The organism is Limnobacter thiooxidans, assembly GCF_036323495.1.
In the GTDB taxonomy this organism is placed as follows: domain Bacteria; phylum Pseudomonadota; class Gammaproteobacteria; order Burkholderiales; family Burkholderiaceae_B; genus Limnobacter; species Limnobacter thiooxidans.
Window position 1 is genome coordinate 445,622 of the sequence record NZ_AP028947.1, and the last position, 13,460, is coordinate 459,081.

At 55.0% G+C, this 13,460-nt stretch carries 13 protein-coding genes; 8 read left to right on the top strand and 5 right to left on the bottom strand.

Annotation, left to right across the window (positions count from 1 at the left end; translation table 11 throughout):
• The first annotated feature begins 10 nt into the window (after positions 1-10).
• A complete protein-coding gene (locus tag RGQ30_RS02025) occupies positions 11-796 on the top strand; it encodes a glycosyltransferase family 2 protein (protein ID WP_130558565.1) in 786 nt (261 codons plus the stop codon).
• Here the strand turns inward: RGQ30_RS02025 and RGQ30_RS02030 are convergent.
• A complete protein-coding gene (locus RGQ30_RS02030; protein ID WP_130558564.1) occupies positions 762-1,490 on the bottom strand; it encodes a hypothetical protein in 729 nt (242 codons plus the stop codon). The genes RGQ30_RS02025 and RGQ30_RS02030 overlap by 35 nt on opposite strands.
• A 275-nt stretch (positions 1,491-1,765) precedes the next feature.
• Between RGQ30_RS02030 and RGQ30_RS02035 the strand changes: the two genes are divergently transcribed.
• Positions 1,766-3,538 carry an AMP-binding protein gene (locus RGQ30_RS02035; protein WP_130558563.1) on the top strand — a complete coding sequence of 591 codons (1,773 nt, stop codon included), beginning with the start codon at positions 1,766-1,768 and terminating at the stop codon, positions 3,536-3,538.
• Positions 3,539-3,642: 104 nt separating this feature from the next.
• On the opposite strand, the gene RGQ30_RS02040 is transcribed toward RGQ30_RS02035, so the two are convergent.
• Entirely contained in the window at positions 3,643-4,299 is a 657-nt protein-coding gene (locus tag RGQ30_RS02040) for an OmpA family protein (RefSeq protein WP_130558562.1), read from the bottom strand.
• A gap of 107 nt (positions 4,300-4,406) precedes the next feature.
• Between RGQ30_RS02040 and RGQ30_RS02045 the strand changes: the two genes are divergently transcribed.
• A complete protein-coding gene (locus RGQ30_RS02045; RefSeq protein WP_130558561.1) occupies positions 4,407-4,817 on the top strand; it encodes a CidA/LrgA family protein in 411 nt (136 codons plus the stop codon).
• Positions 4,810-5,559: an LrgB family protein gene (locus RGQ30_RS02050; RefSeq protein WP_130558560.1), complete on the top strand. Its 750-nt coding sequence runs from the start codon at positions 4,810-4,812 to the stop codon at positions 5,557-5,559. Before RGQ30_RS02045 ends, RGQ30_RS02050 begins: the two co-directional genes overlap by 8 nt.
• Before the next feature lie 383 nt (positions 5,560-5,942).
• On the opposite strand, the gene RGQ30_RS02055 is transcribed toward RGQ30_RS02050, so the two are convergent.
• From RGQ30_RS02055 to RGQ30_RS02065, 3 genes are read right to left on the bottom strand one after another with little or no spacing between them, the layout of a single operon-like run.
• A complete protein-coding gene (locus RGQ30_RS02055; RefSeq protein ID WP_298219252.1) occupies positions 5,943-6,098 on the bottom strand; it encodes a hypothetical protein in 156 nt (51 codons plus the stop codon).
• The gene (locus tag RGQ30_RS02060) at positions 6,073-7,320 is read right to left on the bottom strand and encodes an MFS transporter (protein ID WP_130558559.1); all 1,248 of its coding nucleotides are present in this window, start codon (positions 7,318-7,320) and stop codon (positions 6,073-6,075) included. Before RGQ30_RS02060 ends, RGQ30_RS02055 begins: the two co-directional genes overlap by 26 nt.
• A gap of 12 nt (positions 7,321-7,332) precedes the next feature.
• A complete protein-coding gene (locus RGQ30_RS02065) occupies positions 7,333-7,803 on the bottom strand; it encodes a DsrE family protein (RefSeq protein WP_420915154.1) in 471 nt (156 codons plus the stop codon).
• A 139-nt stretch (positions 7,804-7,942) separates the two neighbouring features.
• On the opposite strand from RGQ30_RS02065, the gene RGQ30_RS02070 reads away from it, so the two are divergent.
• The 4 genes from RGQ30_RS02070 to RGQ30_RS02085 are packed head-to-tail and all read left to right on the top strand — an operon-like array spanning position 7,943 to position 13,460.
• The gene (locus RGQ30_RS02070) at positions 7,943-9,619 is read left to right on the top strand and encodes a type II secretion system protein GspD (protein WP_338284673.1); all 1,677 of its coding nucleotides are present in this window, start codon (positions 7,943-7,945) and stop codon (positions 9,617-9,619) included.
• A 6-nt stretch (positions 9,620-9,625) separates the two neighbouring features.
• The gene (locus RGQ30_RS02075) at positions 9,626-10,492 is read left to right on the top strand and encodes a hypothetical protein (RefSeq protein ID WP_130558557.1); all 867 of its coding nucleotides are present in this window, start codon (positions 9,626-9,628) and stop codon (positions 10,490-10,492) included.
• Between the two features lie 14 nt (positions 10,493-10,506).
• On the top strand, positions 10,507-12,207 hold the full coding sequence (locus tag RGQ30_RS02080) for a GspE/PulE family protein (protein ID WP_130558556.1): 1,701 nt from the start codon (positions 10,507-10,509) through the stop codon (positions 12,205-12,207).
• A 2-nt stretch (positions 12,208-12,209) separates the two neighbouring features.
• Positions 12,210-13,460: a type II secretion system F family protein gene (locus RGQ30_RS02085; RefSeq protein ID WP_130558555.1), complete on the top strand. Its 1,251-nt coding sequence runs from the start codon at positions 12,210-12,212 to the stop codon at positions 13,458-13,460.

The window sequence follows — 13,460 nt, forward strand, 5'->3', positions numbered from 1 at the left end:
GTTTTTCACCATGAGTTATTCCGTGATCATCCGGGCCCATGAAACATCGCCCCTGCTAGTGAGGGCGATTCAATGTCTGCGGGCGCAGTCTTTACCCCCTCGGGAAATTGTGGTGGTTGATTCCTCGGGCAGCGAGCAGGTGGCACAAAGGCTGCGTGAGCTGGCAGATGTACATGTGCCATACGGGGCAGGTCAGTTCAACTATTCCCGGGCCATTCACCTAGGGGTTGCCGTAGCGGCAGCAGACCATGTACTGGTTCACAGCGCCCATGTTGCATTAATGGATCCTCAGCTCGTAGAGTCTGCATTTCAGCAGGCTGCGGCAGCGAAATGTGCTGTTTTCTATTTTCGCAAAGGGGTTTCAACCGCTTATGACAACATCGATATCACCCGATTCGATGGCCGCAATGGCTTGGCCAATTCCTGCGCGATGATTCCCCGCAACCTGTTGCTTCAGCGCGGGTTCCGTGAAGAAGTGTTTTCAGCCGAAGACCAGGAATGGGCGGCCTGGTTCATTCGCGAACAGAAGGGCTGTGTATTGCGCATCACGTCACCTGCGTGCGTGTATGAAAACCCGCATTTGAACATTCAGAAAAAAGTGAATGAAGACCTTGCCATTGCCTGTTTCGTGAACCGGCATGAACGTTGGCCCAACAACATTGCAGCACGGCTGGGGCGTGCTGCGTTGGCCTGTGTACGCCGCCGGCCGGAACGTGCCCGTTTGCACTGGCTTGTGGCCATCGGCCTGCTGGGTAGTTATTTCAAGCCGACCCAGAGAAAGTCGCGTTATTTTTGAGTTGCAGCATCGCCAAGGGTGAATAATGTGGCGGTTCACCCTTGCGCAGGCAAAGCGTTGCTGTGTAAATCAGCAGGGCGCTGACTGCCACCATTTCACCGCCATCTTCCATCACCGCCAGCACAAATTGAAGCCGCCAGCCTGTTTGAACCAACATGTGCAGCAAATCCACCAACACACCAAAGCAGGCGAGCAGCACCACCAGTTGCAACAGGTGGTGCGATGAACGCCTGAAGCGGCGATCGCCCTGCAGGTAGGCCAATCCCAGGGGGATGGACAGCAACAGTGCTGCACAAAGGGCGTAAATCACCTCTCCGATGTCTTGTAGTCGCAATCCCCATGGCGGAATGAAATCAAGATGGCGGGCGATGACGCCGCCCACCTTTTCGTGAATGCCCAAGGCGTCGTCGGCCAGCAGGAATAGAAACACGAAGGCCCAGGCGGTGGGCGCCAAGGTGCGAGTTTTGACCGCGATCACAAAAAAAAGCAGGCTGGCCCAAAAATACTTCAGGTACTGGTAAATCTCGGAATAACCCGCATCTTTCTCGATGTTGAGCAAGGGGTTGTTCCACACCGGGGTGAGTGAATTGATTGTGTGGAGGACGATAAAGCACAGGTCTGCGCCCAAAAACAACAGAAATAGCAGCCCCACTTGCTCGCGCGTTGTGAGCAATTCAACCGGATTTTTTTTCATTTTGACAAAACCTGAAATCAGTTGAATAAAAATTGGGTGCCTGGCCCCGTTGTTTGGTTCCTTTTAATTAAAGGAGTGGGTCTAAGTGATTGATTCGGGGTAGAAACTTACACCAGCCTTACCTAAATCGAGTGAAGGGTGATATCGTATAGCCTGTCTAAAGACTGATACAACACTTATAAAAAAATCAGGGCGATGTTGCTTGTGCAGGGGAGACTTAAATGGCACCCGGGCAATGGCTGGCGTCAGCTCTGATTTGCATGGAGATTAGCCAAATGTCTGCACGTCCCGAGGACGCAGGTTTGAATACTGCGAAAGTATCCCCCGATCAATTCAATGGTTTTGTCAGCGCCGAAGCGCAAGCGCTTTTTGAGTCCCGTTACTGGACCAAGAGCTACCCCCCCGGTGTGTCAGGTGACATGCCTCCACTGCGTTACAACAGCATGCTGGAACTGGTTTCCGAGTGTCTGAAGAAATACGCAGACCGCCCAGCCTTTGTGTCGGCAGGAACAGAATTTTCATACAAGCAGGTTGACGACATGTCAGACCAGTTTGCCGGTTACCTGAAATCCATTGGAGTGAAGGCTGGCGACGTGGTCGCGATCATGTTGCCCAACTGCGTACAGTTCCCTGTGTGTTTCGTGGGCGCCATGAAGCTGGGTTGTACCCTGACCAACGTGAACCCACTGTACACCGTGCGTGAATTGAATCACCAGTTGAAAGATTCTGGCGCAACCACCATCGTGGTGTTCGAGAATTTTGCCAATACCCTGCAGCAGTCACTCGACGGCACCAAAGTCAAGAACATCGTGATCACGCAGCTCGGCGACCTGTTGGGTGGTTTGAAGGGTTTGATCATCAACTTCGTGATGCGCAAGGTCAAGAAGATGGTGCCAGCCTACAACCTACCGCAAGCAGTGCCCATGAAAAAGGCACTGGCTGCCGGCAAAGGCGTGGCTTACCCGAAGCCCAGCCCCAAGCTGGACGATGTGGCCCTGTTGCAATACACAGGTGGCACAACGGGCGTCTCCAAGGGCGCAATGCTGACCCAGCGCAACCTGATGAGCAACATGGAACAAGGTTTGGCCTGGATGAGCGAAGCCATTGGCAAAGACCCGATTTGTGTGGTCACCATGCTGCCTCTGTATCACATCTATGCGTTGGCCGTGAATTGCATGTTGTTCATGACTTTCGGTGCACGGAACATCCTGATTGCCAACCCGCGTGATGTGGGCACGGTGATGAAGGTGCTGCGCAAGGAAAAATTCCATGTCATTACTGCGGTGAACACCCTGTTCAACGCGTTCCTGAACAATGACGAGTTTTGCAGCCGCGACTTCTCCGACATGAAGTTCGCAATGAGCGGTGGCATGGCCTTGCAGCAGCCGATCGCAGAACGCTGGTACAAGGTGACTGGTTGTGCCATCTCCGAAGGTTTTGGCATGACAGAAACCTCACCGGTGGTTACTGTGCCCCCATTGCATGGCGGCGAGCGCCCAGCCTTCCGTGGTAACGTGGGTTTGCCAATTCCTGGTACCGAAGTGCGCCTGAAGCGTGACGACGGCCTGTGGGCTGGCTTGAATGAACCAGGCGAAATTTGCGTGCGCGGCCCGCAAGTCATGCTGGGTTACCTGAACCGCCCAGAAGAAACTGCGAAAACCATCGACAAGGATGGCTGGCTGGCCACCGGTGACATCGGCACCATGGATGAGCAGGGCTATGTAAAAATCGTGGACCGCAAGAAAGACATGATCATTGTGTCGGGCTTCAACGTGTTCCCCAACGAGATTGAAGACGTGGTTGCTCAACACCCTGGCGTGCTGGAGTGCGGCGTGGTGGGCGTGCCCGACCCAGTGACTGGCGAGAAAGTGAAGCTGGTTGTGGTGAAAAAAGACGCCAGTGTGACCAAGGAAGACTTGATTGCGCATTGCCGTCAAAACCTGACCGGTTACAAAATTCCATCATTTGTGGAATTCCGCGACGATTTGCCTAAAACACCCGTTGGCAAGATTCTGCGCCGTGAATTGCGCGACAAACCGAAAGAGTAATTTTCAGTATTACCTGATGAAAAAAAACCACCGTTTTGGTGGTTTTTTTTCGTTCGTACACTGCGTCCCGGAGCTTATGCCCCGGGCTGTGATCGAGTATCTGATCAGTTGCGCACGTACATTTCAACACGACGGTTTTGGGTACGGCCCGCTTCAGTGTCGTTACTGGCCACGGGGAAACCTTCGCCCAGGCCGGCGGCTGTCAGGCGACCACCCTCAATGCCCTTGGATGTCAGGAAGCTCGTCACGGATTGCGCGCGACGCACTGACAAATCCTGGTTGTACTGGTCACTGCCTGTGCTGTCGGTGTAACCAATCACGCACACAATGGTGTTGGGGTTGTCGCGCAAGGTGGCGGCGATTTGATCCAGCGTGCCGGCAAACTGGGATTTGATGGCGGTTTTGTTGGTGTCAAACAGTGCGGCACCGGGGATGTCGAGCATCACCGAACCATCGCGCTGTTCACGCACTGCAATCTGGCTGCCTACCAGGTAACCGAACAGGCCGCCCAGCGCCGCGCCGCGCACCGTGTCTTTGCCATCAATGCTGTTGCCTACCAATGCACCACCGATTGCTCCCACTGCGGTGCCAATGGCCGTTTTGGTGTTGTTGACCTTGCGTTCAGGCGCAACGGGGCAACCTGCCACTGCAACCGGAGAGCCAGCTGCTGGTTGCGAGGGGGCTTGTGGCTGCTGAATCACGTTGGCACAACCGGCTGCAAATAATGTAAGTGCAACGGCTGAAAGTTTGAATGTGTTCATGGTGTGTGTCCTTGAATATTGTTTTAAAGCGAAATTTCACTGCCTGATTGTAACGCCTCAATTCTTTTCGGGTTGACTATAAAAATTTCATGGCGCTACACTGCCACATGCTTAAATCCCTCACGATACTTCTTGCTTTTCAGGCGCTGGGCGAGTTGCTCTCATTTGCAGCCTTTCCTTCCATTCCGGGGCCTGTACTCGGGCTTGTGTCGCTGCTGACGTATTTTTTCATTCGAGGTGGTGTTCCTGCGGACATTCAGACCACTGCGAATGTGTTCACGGCCAATCTCGGTTTGCTGTTTGTTCCCGCCGCGGTCGGTGTGGTGGTGTTTTGGCCTGTGCTCGCCGAGTTTGGCTTCATCATTTTGCTGACCTTGTTGGTCAGTGTAGTGACCACGCTGGTGGGGACGGCTTTTGTCCTTGATCGCCTGGCTGCGCGTTTCATGCCAGGGGAAGTCAGTGAAACTGGAGCGGCCAATGTGTCCGGGCAGGCCACTGAGGTTATCCGCAATGACTGATTCCACAAGTCGCCTGGCCGATTTTCCCGAGATTTGGGTTTACCTCAGTGGCAACCCGCTCAGTGCACTATTCCTGACCCTGCTGGCGTATCAAATCGGCTTGTGGTGTTACAGGAAAAGCGGCCAACACCCTTTCACCAACCCGGTGCTGATTGCGGTGTTGCTGCTGGCTGCATTTTTGCAAATCACCGGTTTAAGTTACGCACAATATTTCGAAGGCGCGCAGTTTGTACATTTCCTGTTGGGTACCGCAACGGTGTCACTGGCTGTACCGATTTACCAAGGCTTGACGGCGGTGAAAGGCCAAACCCTGCGCACACTGGTGTTGTTGACTGTGGCCTTGCTGGTGGGTGGAGGCCTGTCGATTGCCAGTGCATTGGGCACCGCGCATTTGTTGGGCGCGAACATCGACATTTTTCACAGCCTGTGGGCCAAGTCGGTGACAGCACCGATTGCCATGGGTGTGAGTGAACGCATTGGTGCGTCACCCACGCTCACTGCGCTGTTTGCAATTGTCACAGGTATTCTGGGGGCGGCGGTGGGCAGTTGGCTGTTCAATGCAATGGGCATGAAGCGCTGGTGGGTGCGTGGCTTCACCATGGGTCTTGCCGCGCATGGCATTGGTACGGCAAGGGCGTTTTCCGTGCATCCAGAGGCTGGGCGGTATGCCAGCCTCGGGATGGGATTGCACGGAATTTTTGGGGCCTTGCTGATCCCATGGATATTCGGATTTTTTGGCTAGCGATAGGTTTTTTAAATGATTGCGACACAAGTGCCAAGTGCGCTTGGAAATCTGAATTCCCGGTGGCCTGCACTTGCTTTACCTGAAGCCGACTCGCCAAAAAAGACGGGCTCGTGCGGCTTCTCACCTGCGGTGACCGGTTTCGCAAGAGCGGCACCGGCAGATTTCCTTGAATCGCGCACTTGGCACTTGTGCCGCAATCATTCAGAAACACTGTTGCCGGCGTGGGCTGTGAAGTGTTGCTCGCGCGGCTGCTGTGTGATTGGCCGTTGTGTGAGAGTGCTGGAGCAACTGTAGTGTGTTCCACGATTGAGGGGTGGGCACTGCAGCACCCACCGCTCAAGCAAAACCGCTCAAACAAAGCCACTCAAATCAAGCAAACCTCAAAAGCAAGCCGCCCACGCCGCCACGTAAACTGCCCGCATGTCCGGGCTTGCATACCCCAGCATCACGAGCAAGGCGACCACAACAAGCGCCACCTTGCCCCACTGGGGCATCAGGCGATCGTTGTTTTCACGCGGGCTGGGTGGCTGGTCCATTGGCTTCTGCACTTTTTTCTTCAATGGGCCAGTTTACCGCAGCGGCGATCACGCTCAAGGCCACGCAAATCCACCACACCACCTGGTAGCTGCCCGTGGCATCAAACAGCAGGCCACCGAGCCAGCCACCCACGAAAGCGCCAATTTGATGGAACATGAACACAAGCCCACCCAGCATGGACAGGTTTTTCACGCCGAACATGGCTGACACGGTACCCGTGGTCAGTGGCACCGTGGACAACCAAAGCACACCCATGCCGGCGGCGAACAGGTACACGCTCCAGGTGCTCAAGGGGGCCAGTACAAACGCGACAATCAGCAGCCCCCGCAAGCCATAAATGCCGCTGAGCAGCATGGGCTTTCTCATGCGTCCACCCCAAAGCCCCGCGAGGTAGCTGCCCAGAATGTTGAACAGGCCGATCAGTGCCAGTGCCGTGCTGCCTGCGCTGGCGGGAATGCCGCTGTCCTGAAGATAACTGGGCAGGTGCACACTGATGAACAGAATTTGGAAGCCACAAACGAAGTAGCCCAGGCTCAGCATCAGAAAAGCGCGGTGGCGCAAAGCCTGAGTTAACGAGGCCCACATGCCCAACTCTTTTTCTGCAGCAATCGTCGAAGTGGCCTCTGAACTGACTGATCTTGATTTTTTCTCAAACAGGGGTTTGGCAAGCAGCAAAATAAGCAGCGCAAAACAGGCCAGCACCGTCAAAGCAGATGACCAGCCAAGCTGGTTGATCAAGAACAGTCCACCGGGCAAAAAGGCGAACTGCCCTAGCGAACCCAGCGCCATTGAAATACCCATTGCCATGCTTCGTTTCTCAGGTGGCATGGCCCGGCTGACCGCCCCGAACACCACCGGGAAAGTGGTTCCACTCAAACCCAAGCCGATCAGAATGCCAGCGCTGAAGGTCAGCAAGCCTGGGCTTTCAACCGTGGCCATCAGGAACAGGCCAACGGCGTACAAGGCACCCCCTAGAAGCATGGTGATGGCAGAGCCCAGGCGGTCGGCCATTCGTCCCACAAACGGCTGCGCCACACCCCACACCAGGTTTTGCATGGCAATCGAGAACGCAAACACTTCGCGTCCCCATTCATTGCTCAAACTCATGGGCTGAAGGAACAGGCCAAATGAATGGCGTATGCCCAGTGAAATGGTCATGATGAATGCCCCGCACCACAACACGGTAAGGGGAGAAACTGCCTTGGTCGAATTCAGGTTCATGGTGTGTGGAAATCAGGGTTTGATGTATGCAAAGCCTTGCTGGTTTTGCAGTTCAGTGACACGCACCACGCCAGAAGGCGTGAATGTGGCATCGAGCACAAACTGGTCGGTACTCAGTTTTCTGTTTTTCAGGGTGATCTCGCAAATTTCAAAGGCCACGCCACGCGCCGCCAGTGCGCTGATCAGCGGGGCGTACAGCGTGCCTGTTTCCGCATGTTTGGCCCCTTCCATCAGGAAGTCTACCCCGTTGGCGTGGGTGACCACCACGATGCTGGTTTTCGGCGCCACATCCAGGTGGTTGCGCATGTTACGCAAGGCCTTCAAGGGCTGGTCTGCCGAATCGATGTGATACACCACCTTGGACGTGATGTCCTGGGTCTGCATGCGAGTGACAGGCATTGCCGTTTGGGCGAATGTGGTGCCTGCGAAAGACAGCCCGATCCAGCAAGCAAATGCGGATTTTCTGATCCAATTTAATGTCATGAAATTCTCCTTGAATTCCGGTTAACCCTTTGCATCCCGCGGAAAGGTGGTGTGGTTGAGGTGACTCCTTAGAGGGATGTTTAACCCACGCTGCGTCTGGATACTCAATTGTACTGATTAGTAAAGGATGAGCAAAAGGATGAAACCCGACACCGCATTAAACACCGTATTCACGGTGAGCAAAATTGGTGTTTACGTGGCTGTTGCCCTGGGCGCAGTCGCATGCTCGTCATTGAGGCCTTTCGGTCAGGAAGATGAGTTTCGCGCCAAATTGAAGGCCCCCGAAATAACGGGTGCCAATCAGGCTGCACCACAGGTCACTTTGCCGATTGAACGTTTGCCGTCTGACACGTTCTGGGTTCGCCCCCAGATCTCGGAAGGTGAACTGCCCAACCGAATGGTAGAGAACCTGTCGGTGACCGAACGCGGCCTGTTCGATGTGTTGCAGCTGATTTTTGCAAGCACGAACATGCCACTGAGTTTTGAGGGTGGGGCGGATGCAGCGTCCCGGTATGGTGTGGTTACGCTGAACAACCTGAGTGGCAGTTTGCCGCAGGTGATGAACAAGCTTGGCGAGATCATGGGATTTTTCTGGACAGTGACCGAGTCAGGTGTATTGAGGATCATGCCTGAACAGCAGTTTGTGGTGACCATGCCTCCTGTGCTGAATGAGGACAGCATGGCGGGCATTACCAACACCATGCAATACCTGGGCGCGCGTGACGTGTACCTGGATCGCATCAACCGGTCCTTGGTGTTTCGCGCCAATCGCCGTGCGCTCAGCGACATTCAGAACTACCTGGAGCGCGCGCGCTCCACGCGTTCATTGATTGTGTATGACATGAATGTGTTGCAGGTCGATTTGAATGACACCAGCAACATGGGCGTGCGTTGGGAGTTGTACAAGGCAGGCGGGGGCATTAACACTGCACCCGATTCCGGCATTGTGGGTGCAGCCAGCACGGCAGACCGGGTCACGCAAATGACGCGAACTGCGTCGGGTATTGAAACCCTGATTTTTGGTGAAAATTTTTCCACCAATTTTCTGATTGATTTTTTGAAATCCCAAGGCGATGTCAAAACACTCAGCCAGCCAAAAATTGGTTTGATGAATGGCACCAACGGCAATATTCGTGTGGGGCAGTCCACCACCTTTGTGTCGCGCGTGGGGTCGCAGATTGTCAACGGGGTTGCGCAGTCTACCGCCGACACGCAGAACCTGCGTACAGGCCTTGAAGTGTCGCTCACCGGCGAGGCACACGATTCAACCATTTACACCCGTATCAATATTTCAATCACAGAATTGTTGGCACTGAAGCGTTTCACTGCGCTGGGTGTGGACTTGAATTTGCCCGAAGTGGCTGACCGTGAACTGAAAACACAGGTGCGTTGCCGCCCTGGTGACACGATCTTGCTGGGGGGCATTACCGTTTCAAGGGCGCAAGATGATTTTCAAAGCGGACTGGGTACCCGAAGCCGCACGGAAAGCACCAAGCAAACCGAGCTGGTCGTGACCATTCGACCCCGTCTTCTGACGTTTGGCGAAGTCGCCCGGCTTGACCAACCCGCGGCGCAGGCACCAGCTCCTTCTACAGGGCCAAGTTCGGTCAGTAAGGAGCCCGATGCCGCACCGCCCATCAAGCGGCGCATTGAGCCTCAAACACCTGTCTCCATTGAGCCAGTGGCGTTGCGCGAGCCTGCAAGCCTGGCTGTTGAAAAACCTGCTAGCCAGCGGCTGTTAAAGCTGTCCACCAGCCTGGGTTCTCTGCCTGCACCGATCCAAATGATTTCCAAACTGATTCCCCATCAGGAGTAGCACGCCATGCAGCCTTTTTTCAAACTGGTTCGTGTATCTCTTCTTGCCTTGGCTCTTACAGGCTGGAGTGCTGCTGCATTGTGCCAACAAACCATTGCCAACCCACTGATTCGTCCGGCCCTGCTGCCAGGCAATACAACACCAGCCACGACAACACCGAATAGCGAGGCAGGCCGCGAGACGGGCCGTGCTGCGGATGGTGCAGCACCCGGTGCCACTGATTCCGCTGAATTGCGCAGGCAAGCCGAGCGCAGAATCACCCAGGAAGACCTGAACATTCGGCAGCAGGCCTTGAATTCACCGGTGTTGCCTTTGCCGCTTCAGGCCCTGTTCGCCAACATGCAAGTGACTGCCTATTTTCAGGGCGCAATTGTGATGCGCAAAGTGGACAATGATTTTTCAAGTCCGCAATTTACACCCGCTGCCCAGGCCCAACCCGCCAACAACCGGGGCGAGACGCAGGCCCCTGCAGCAAGTGTTGCGCGTGCAATTTCTCGATCTTCCGGTGTGCTTCGCTTGCGTGTTGGCCGCACTGAAAACATTAGCGGATATTCACTGCGTGCCCAGGTCAACGGGCAAGACATTACGGTGGATTGGTTGAGCGACCGGGGCACTTGGGTGAACGTGTTTTTTGGTGCACTGGAATCGAGTACCGGTGGCTTGCCGCAGGTGCCCACCGAGTCTCAACTTCAAAAGGTGGAGACCGACAAGTTTGATTACTTGGTGCCGGCATTGAAAACCCAAACCTTTTCGCCTTCGGGCACCTTGGGTGGGCAACAAGGTGGCAATGGCGGGTTCGGGTCCGGCTTTGGTGGCGGTGGTGGAAACCAGGGCTTTAACCAGCCTGGTTTTGGTACCGGCTTTCCCAACTGACAGGCAGGCACGTCATGAAATCACTTGAAGCCGATTTGATGCACGCCGGGCTGGACGACCACCAGCTCAATTTGCTGCGCCAACAACACACCCACCTGCGCGGTGAAGGGCGCGCTGCAGAGTTGGGAAGTCTGGCGCTTAGGTCCCGGTTCATCAACCTGGATGACCTTGTGGACAAGGAGTCTCAGGACGACTCCAATGTCATCGGTGATCACTTCACCTTGCAGACCATTCTCCCACTGGAATTTTGTCGCCGTTTTGTGTGTGTGCCCACCGAGTTTTCAAAAGGGGTTTTGACCTTGCGGTGTGCACAGCCTCTAAAGCCTGCGCAACGCGAACGCATTCATCAAATTTTGCGGGCACCTGTTTCTGCACTGAAGTTTGTGCCATCAAGCAGGCAGGAAGTCTGCGACCTTCTTCTGCGTATTGAACAGTCGGGCTCCGTCAATGGCCTGATCACCGTGCTGAAACACGAAGGGCTGGAAGCAGGGCGTTTGCGTAGCCTGGTGTACGCCGTGCTCAAAGAAGCCTTGTCCCTGCGGGCCAGTGACATTCACCTGAGCCGCAAAGCCGACCCCGATGCATGGATTGCCTACCGTGTGGATTCGGTGATGCGGCAAACCCACTTGCTGCCTGAATTGTTGATGCAGTCGCTTGTGGCGCGAATCAAGATTGAAGCCGGCATGGACGCCTCCAACAGCCGCACCGCGCAAGACGGTCGCTTGACCGTGGAGCACGAAGACCGCATCGTAGATTTTCGAATTTCAACACAACCCTTGGTGGATGGTGAATCAGTGGTGTTGCGTGCGCTGGATGCGTCGCTGCTGCCCAGCCTGGGTGCGCTGTTTCCGGGGCAGCCCAAAATGACCGAGTTGATCCGAAGTATCACCAACCAGACGGGTAAAACCGGCGGGCTTGTGTTTATATCCGGTGCAACCGGTTCCGGGAAAAGCACTACGCAATACACCGTGGCTTGCGGGTTTCGCCGCGATGCCATGAATGTGATTACCGTTGAAGACCCGGTCGAATACATTTTGCCGTTTGCCAAGCAAATTCAATTGCAGGCGCTGGTCAAACAAAAAGCGATTGAGCTGGAGCGATCGATTCTGCGGCAAGACCCCGACATCCTGATTTTCGGTGAAATTCGCGATGCCGATTCCGCAAGAGCTGCGCTGGCTTTTGCTGAAAGTGGACACTTGGTAATTTCCACCATTCACGCCAACAGTGTGCTGCAGGTCAGCGAACGTTTTCTGTCCATGATCGACCCGGCACACCGGGCGGATTCCGAATTTCTGCTTGCGCACTTCTTGCGCGTGGTCATTCACCAGCGCCTGGTTCGCAGGCTGTGCGCCTGTGCCAAACCCATGCCCCCAAAAGCACTTGAAAATGCCCAATCGCAGGCCTTGCGCCTGGCTGGCGGGCTGGTTCAACCGCGGGCAGGGGCAAGGCAAATCGTGGGCTGTACACGTTGCGCAGGGCTGGGTTATTCCGGGCGTGTGGCCGCCCATGAAACCATGCACGTGCCGCCAGATGAAGCCATGCGCGGTCGCTTTGTGCGCGCATTCAAAAGCCACAATCTTGAGTTGCCCATTGATCTGAATCCCGAGAATGGCGTGGTGTACACCAGCCGACTTCAAACCCTGCAAACCTTGATGGACCAAGGCATGGTGGATTGGGCCAGTGTCATGCAACTGCTTGGTGTGGCGGGGGATTAAACATGTCCATTTCAAATTTCCGGGTGGAATACCTGGCCCCGCAAATGCTGGACGCCACAGCACGTCCGGATGACCGGCTCAGCGGCTATTTTCGCCACCAGCTTGTGATCACTGCATCGCGCAAACGCGAAGCCATTCAGCAGGTCATCGACCGGGGAGGTGTGGTGCTCGATGTGTTCGAGCTGAAGGCCAAGGGGCGATTGTCGCGCCTGTTTGGCTCCAAGGTCAGTCGCAGTTACAAGCAGAAGTTTCTTCAGGCGTTGGCCTTCAATGTGCGTTCCGGCCTGTCGCCGGAAAAGTCGCTGGAACAGGTCATTCTGGGTGAACTCGGCGAGCCTCGGCTGGTTCTGAATCAAGCCCTGAATGCCTTGCGCCAAGGTTTTGGATTCGTACCCGCCGTGGAATTGCTGAACTGGTTTGACGATTCCACCCTGGCGGTGTTGAGTGCGGGTGAAGCAGCCGGGCAGCTTAGCCAGTCACTTGAAACTGCGGTCAGTTTTTATGAAAAAGGTTCAGCCACTTTAAAACTGATGTTTGGTGCAGTGGCCTGGACTGCGCTGGATTTGATCATGGCTGTGTCCACCGTCGTGGGCATGCGTTTTGGTTTGATTGAGCAACTCAAAGGCACACCGCTGGTCAGTGAAGACCCATTGAAAGTGGAGCAGTATCAGAACTCTTTGTTGCTGGCTGAATGGGTCAACAACGGCCTGCTGGTTTTTTCTTTCGTGTTTTTCCTGATCCTGTTGTACTTCACCATGCTGGTGTTGTCGCCCGATCCGAAAACACGTACCCAGGCATTCGGTATTCTTGAAAAAGTACCGGTGATTGGTGAACTCCTGATCAGTTCCGGCATGGCCGCCACCACGCGCGTTCTGGGCTCCTTGCTGACAGGCGGCGTGGCGTTTTTGAATGCAGTGCAGATTGCACGCAAGGGGACCATCACGCCCACCGTGACTCGGTTCTGGCAGGCCATCAATGACCGAAGTGAAATTGGCGAACAACCCGCAGTGGCTTTTAACCACCCGCTGCTGGACAGCAGCGAACGACTTTTGATTCGTGCGCACAAAGACCAGTCGCAACTGGCGGAATGTTTGGCCTCCATCTCCCAAACCCGGGAAGACAAGGCCAACAGTGCAGCCCGCCGCTTCGCGATTATTGCTTTTGTTGCATCGCTGGTCTATTCCGGCATTGCGGTGCTGTTCAGTCTTGCGGTTGTTTATCTGCAAAACGAAGTGGTGTTGTCAGGGGGCTGA

What these genes read in the sequence shown, in the direction of transcription:
- RGQ30_RS02025 (WP_130558565.1), top strand. Translation starts at nt 11, where the DNA reads ATGAGTTATTCCGTGATCATCCGGGCCCATGAAACATCGCCCCTGCTA.
- RGQ30_RS02030 (WP_130558564.1), bottom strand. Translation starts at nt 1,490, where the DNA reads ATGAAAAAAAATCCGGTTGAATTGCTCACAACGCGCGAGCAAGTGGGG.
- RGQ30_RS02035 (WP_130558563.1), top strand. Translation starts at nt 1,766, where the DNA reads ATGTCTGCACGTCCCGAGGACGCAGGTTTGAATACTGCGAAAGTATCC.
- RGQ30_RS02040 (WP_130558562.1), bottom strand. Translation starts at nt 4,299, where the DNA reads ATGAACACATTCAAACTTTCAGCCGTTGCACTTACATTATTTGCAGCC.
- RGQ30_RS02045 (WP_130558561.1), top strand. Translation starts at nt 4,407, where the DNA reads ATGCTTAAATCCCTCACGATACTTCTTGCTTTTCAGGCGCTGGGCGAG.
- RGQ30_RS02050 (WP_130558560.1), top strand. Translation starts at nt 4,810, where the DNA reads ATGACTGATTCCACAAGTCGCCTGGCCGATTTTCCCGAGATTTGGGTT.
- RGQ30_RS02055 (WP_298219252.1), bottom strand. Translation starts at nt 6,098, where the DNA reads ATGGACCAGCCACCCAGCCCGCGTGAAAACAACGATCGCCTGATGCCC.
- RGQ30_RS02060 (WP_130558559.1), bottom strand. Translation starts at nt 7,320, where the DNA reads ATGAACCTGAATTCGACCAAGGCAGTTTCTCCCCTTACCGTGTTGTGG.
- RGQ30_RS02065 (WP_420915154.1), bottom strand. Translation starts at nt 7,803, where the DNA reads ATGACATTAAATTGGATCAGAAAATCCGCATTTGCTTGCTGGATCGGG.
- RGQ30_RS02070 (WP_338284673.1), top strand. Translation starts at nt 7,943, where the DNA reads ATGAAACCCGACACCGCATTAAACACCGTATTCACGGTGAGCAAAATT.
- RGQ30_RS02075 (WP_130558557.1), top strand. Translation starts at nt 9,626, where the DNA reads ATGCAGCCTTTTTTCAAACTGGTTCGTGTATCTCTTCTTGCCTTGGCT.
- RGQ30_RS02080 (WP_130558556.1), top strand. Translation starts at nt 10,507, where the DNA reads ATGAAATCACTTGAAGCCGATTTGATGCACGCCGGGCTGGACGACCAC.
- RGQ30_RS02085 (WP_130558555.1), top strand. Translation starts at nt 12,210, where the DNA reads ATGTCCATTTCAAATTTCCGGGTGGAATACCTGGCCCCGCAAATGCTG.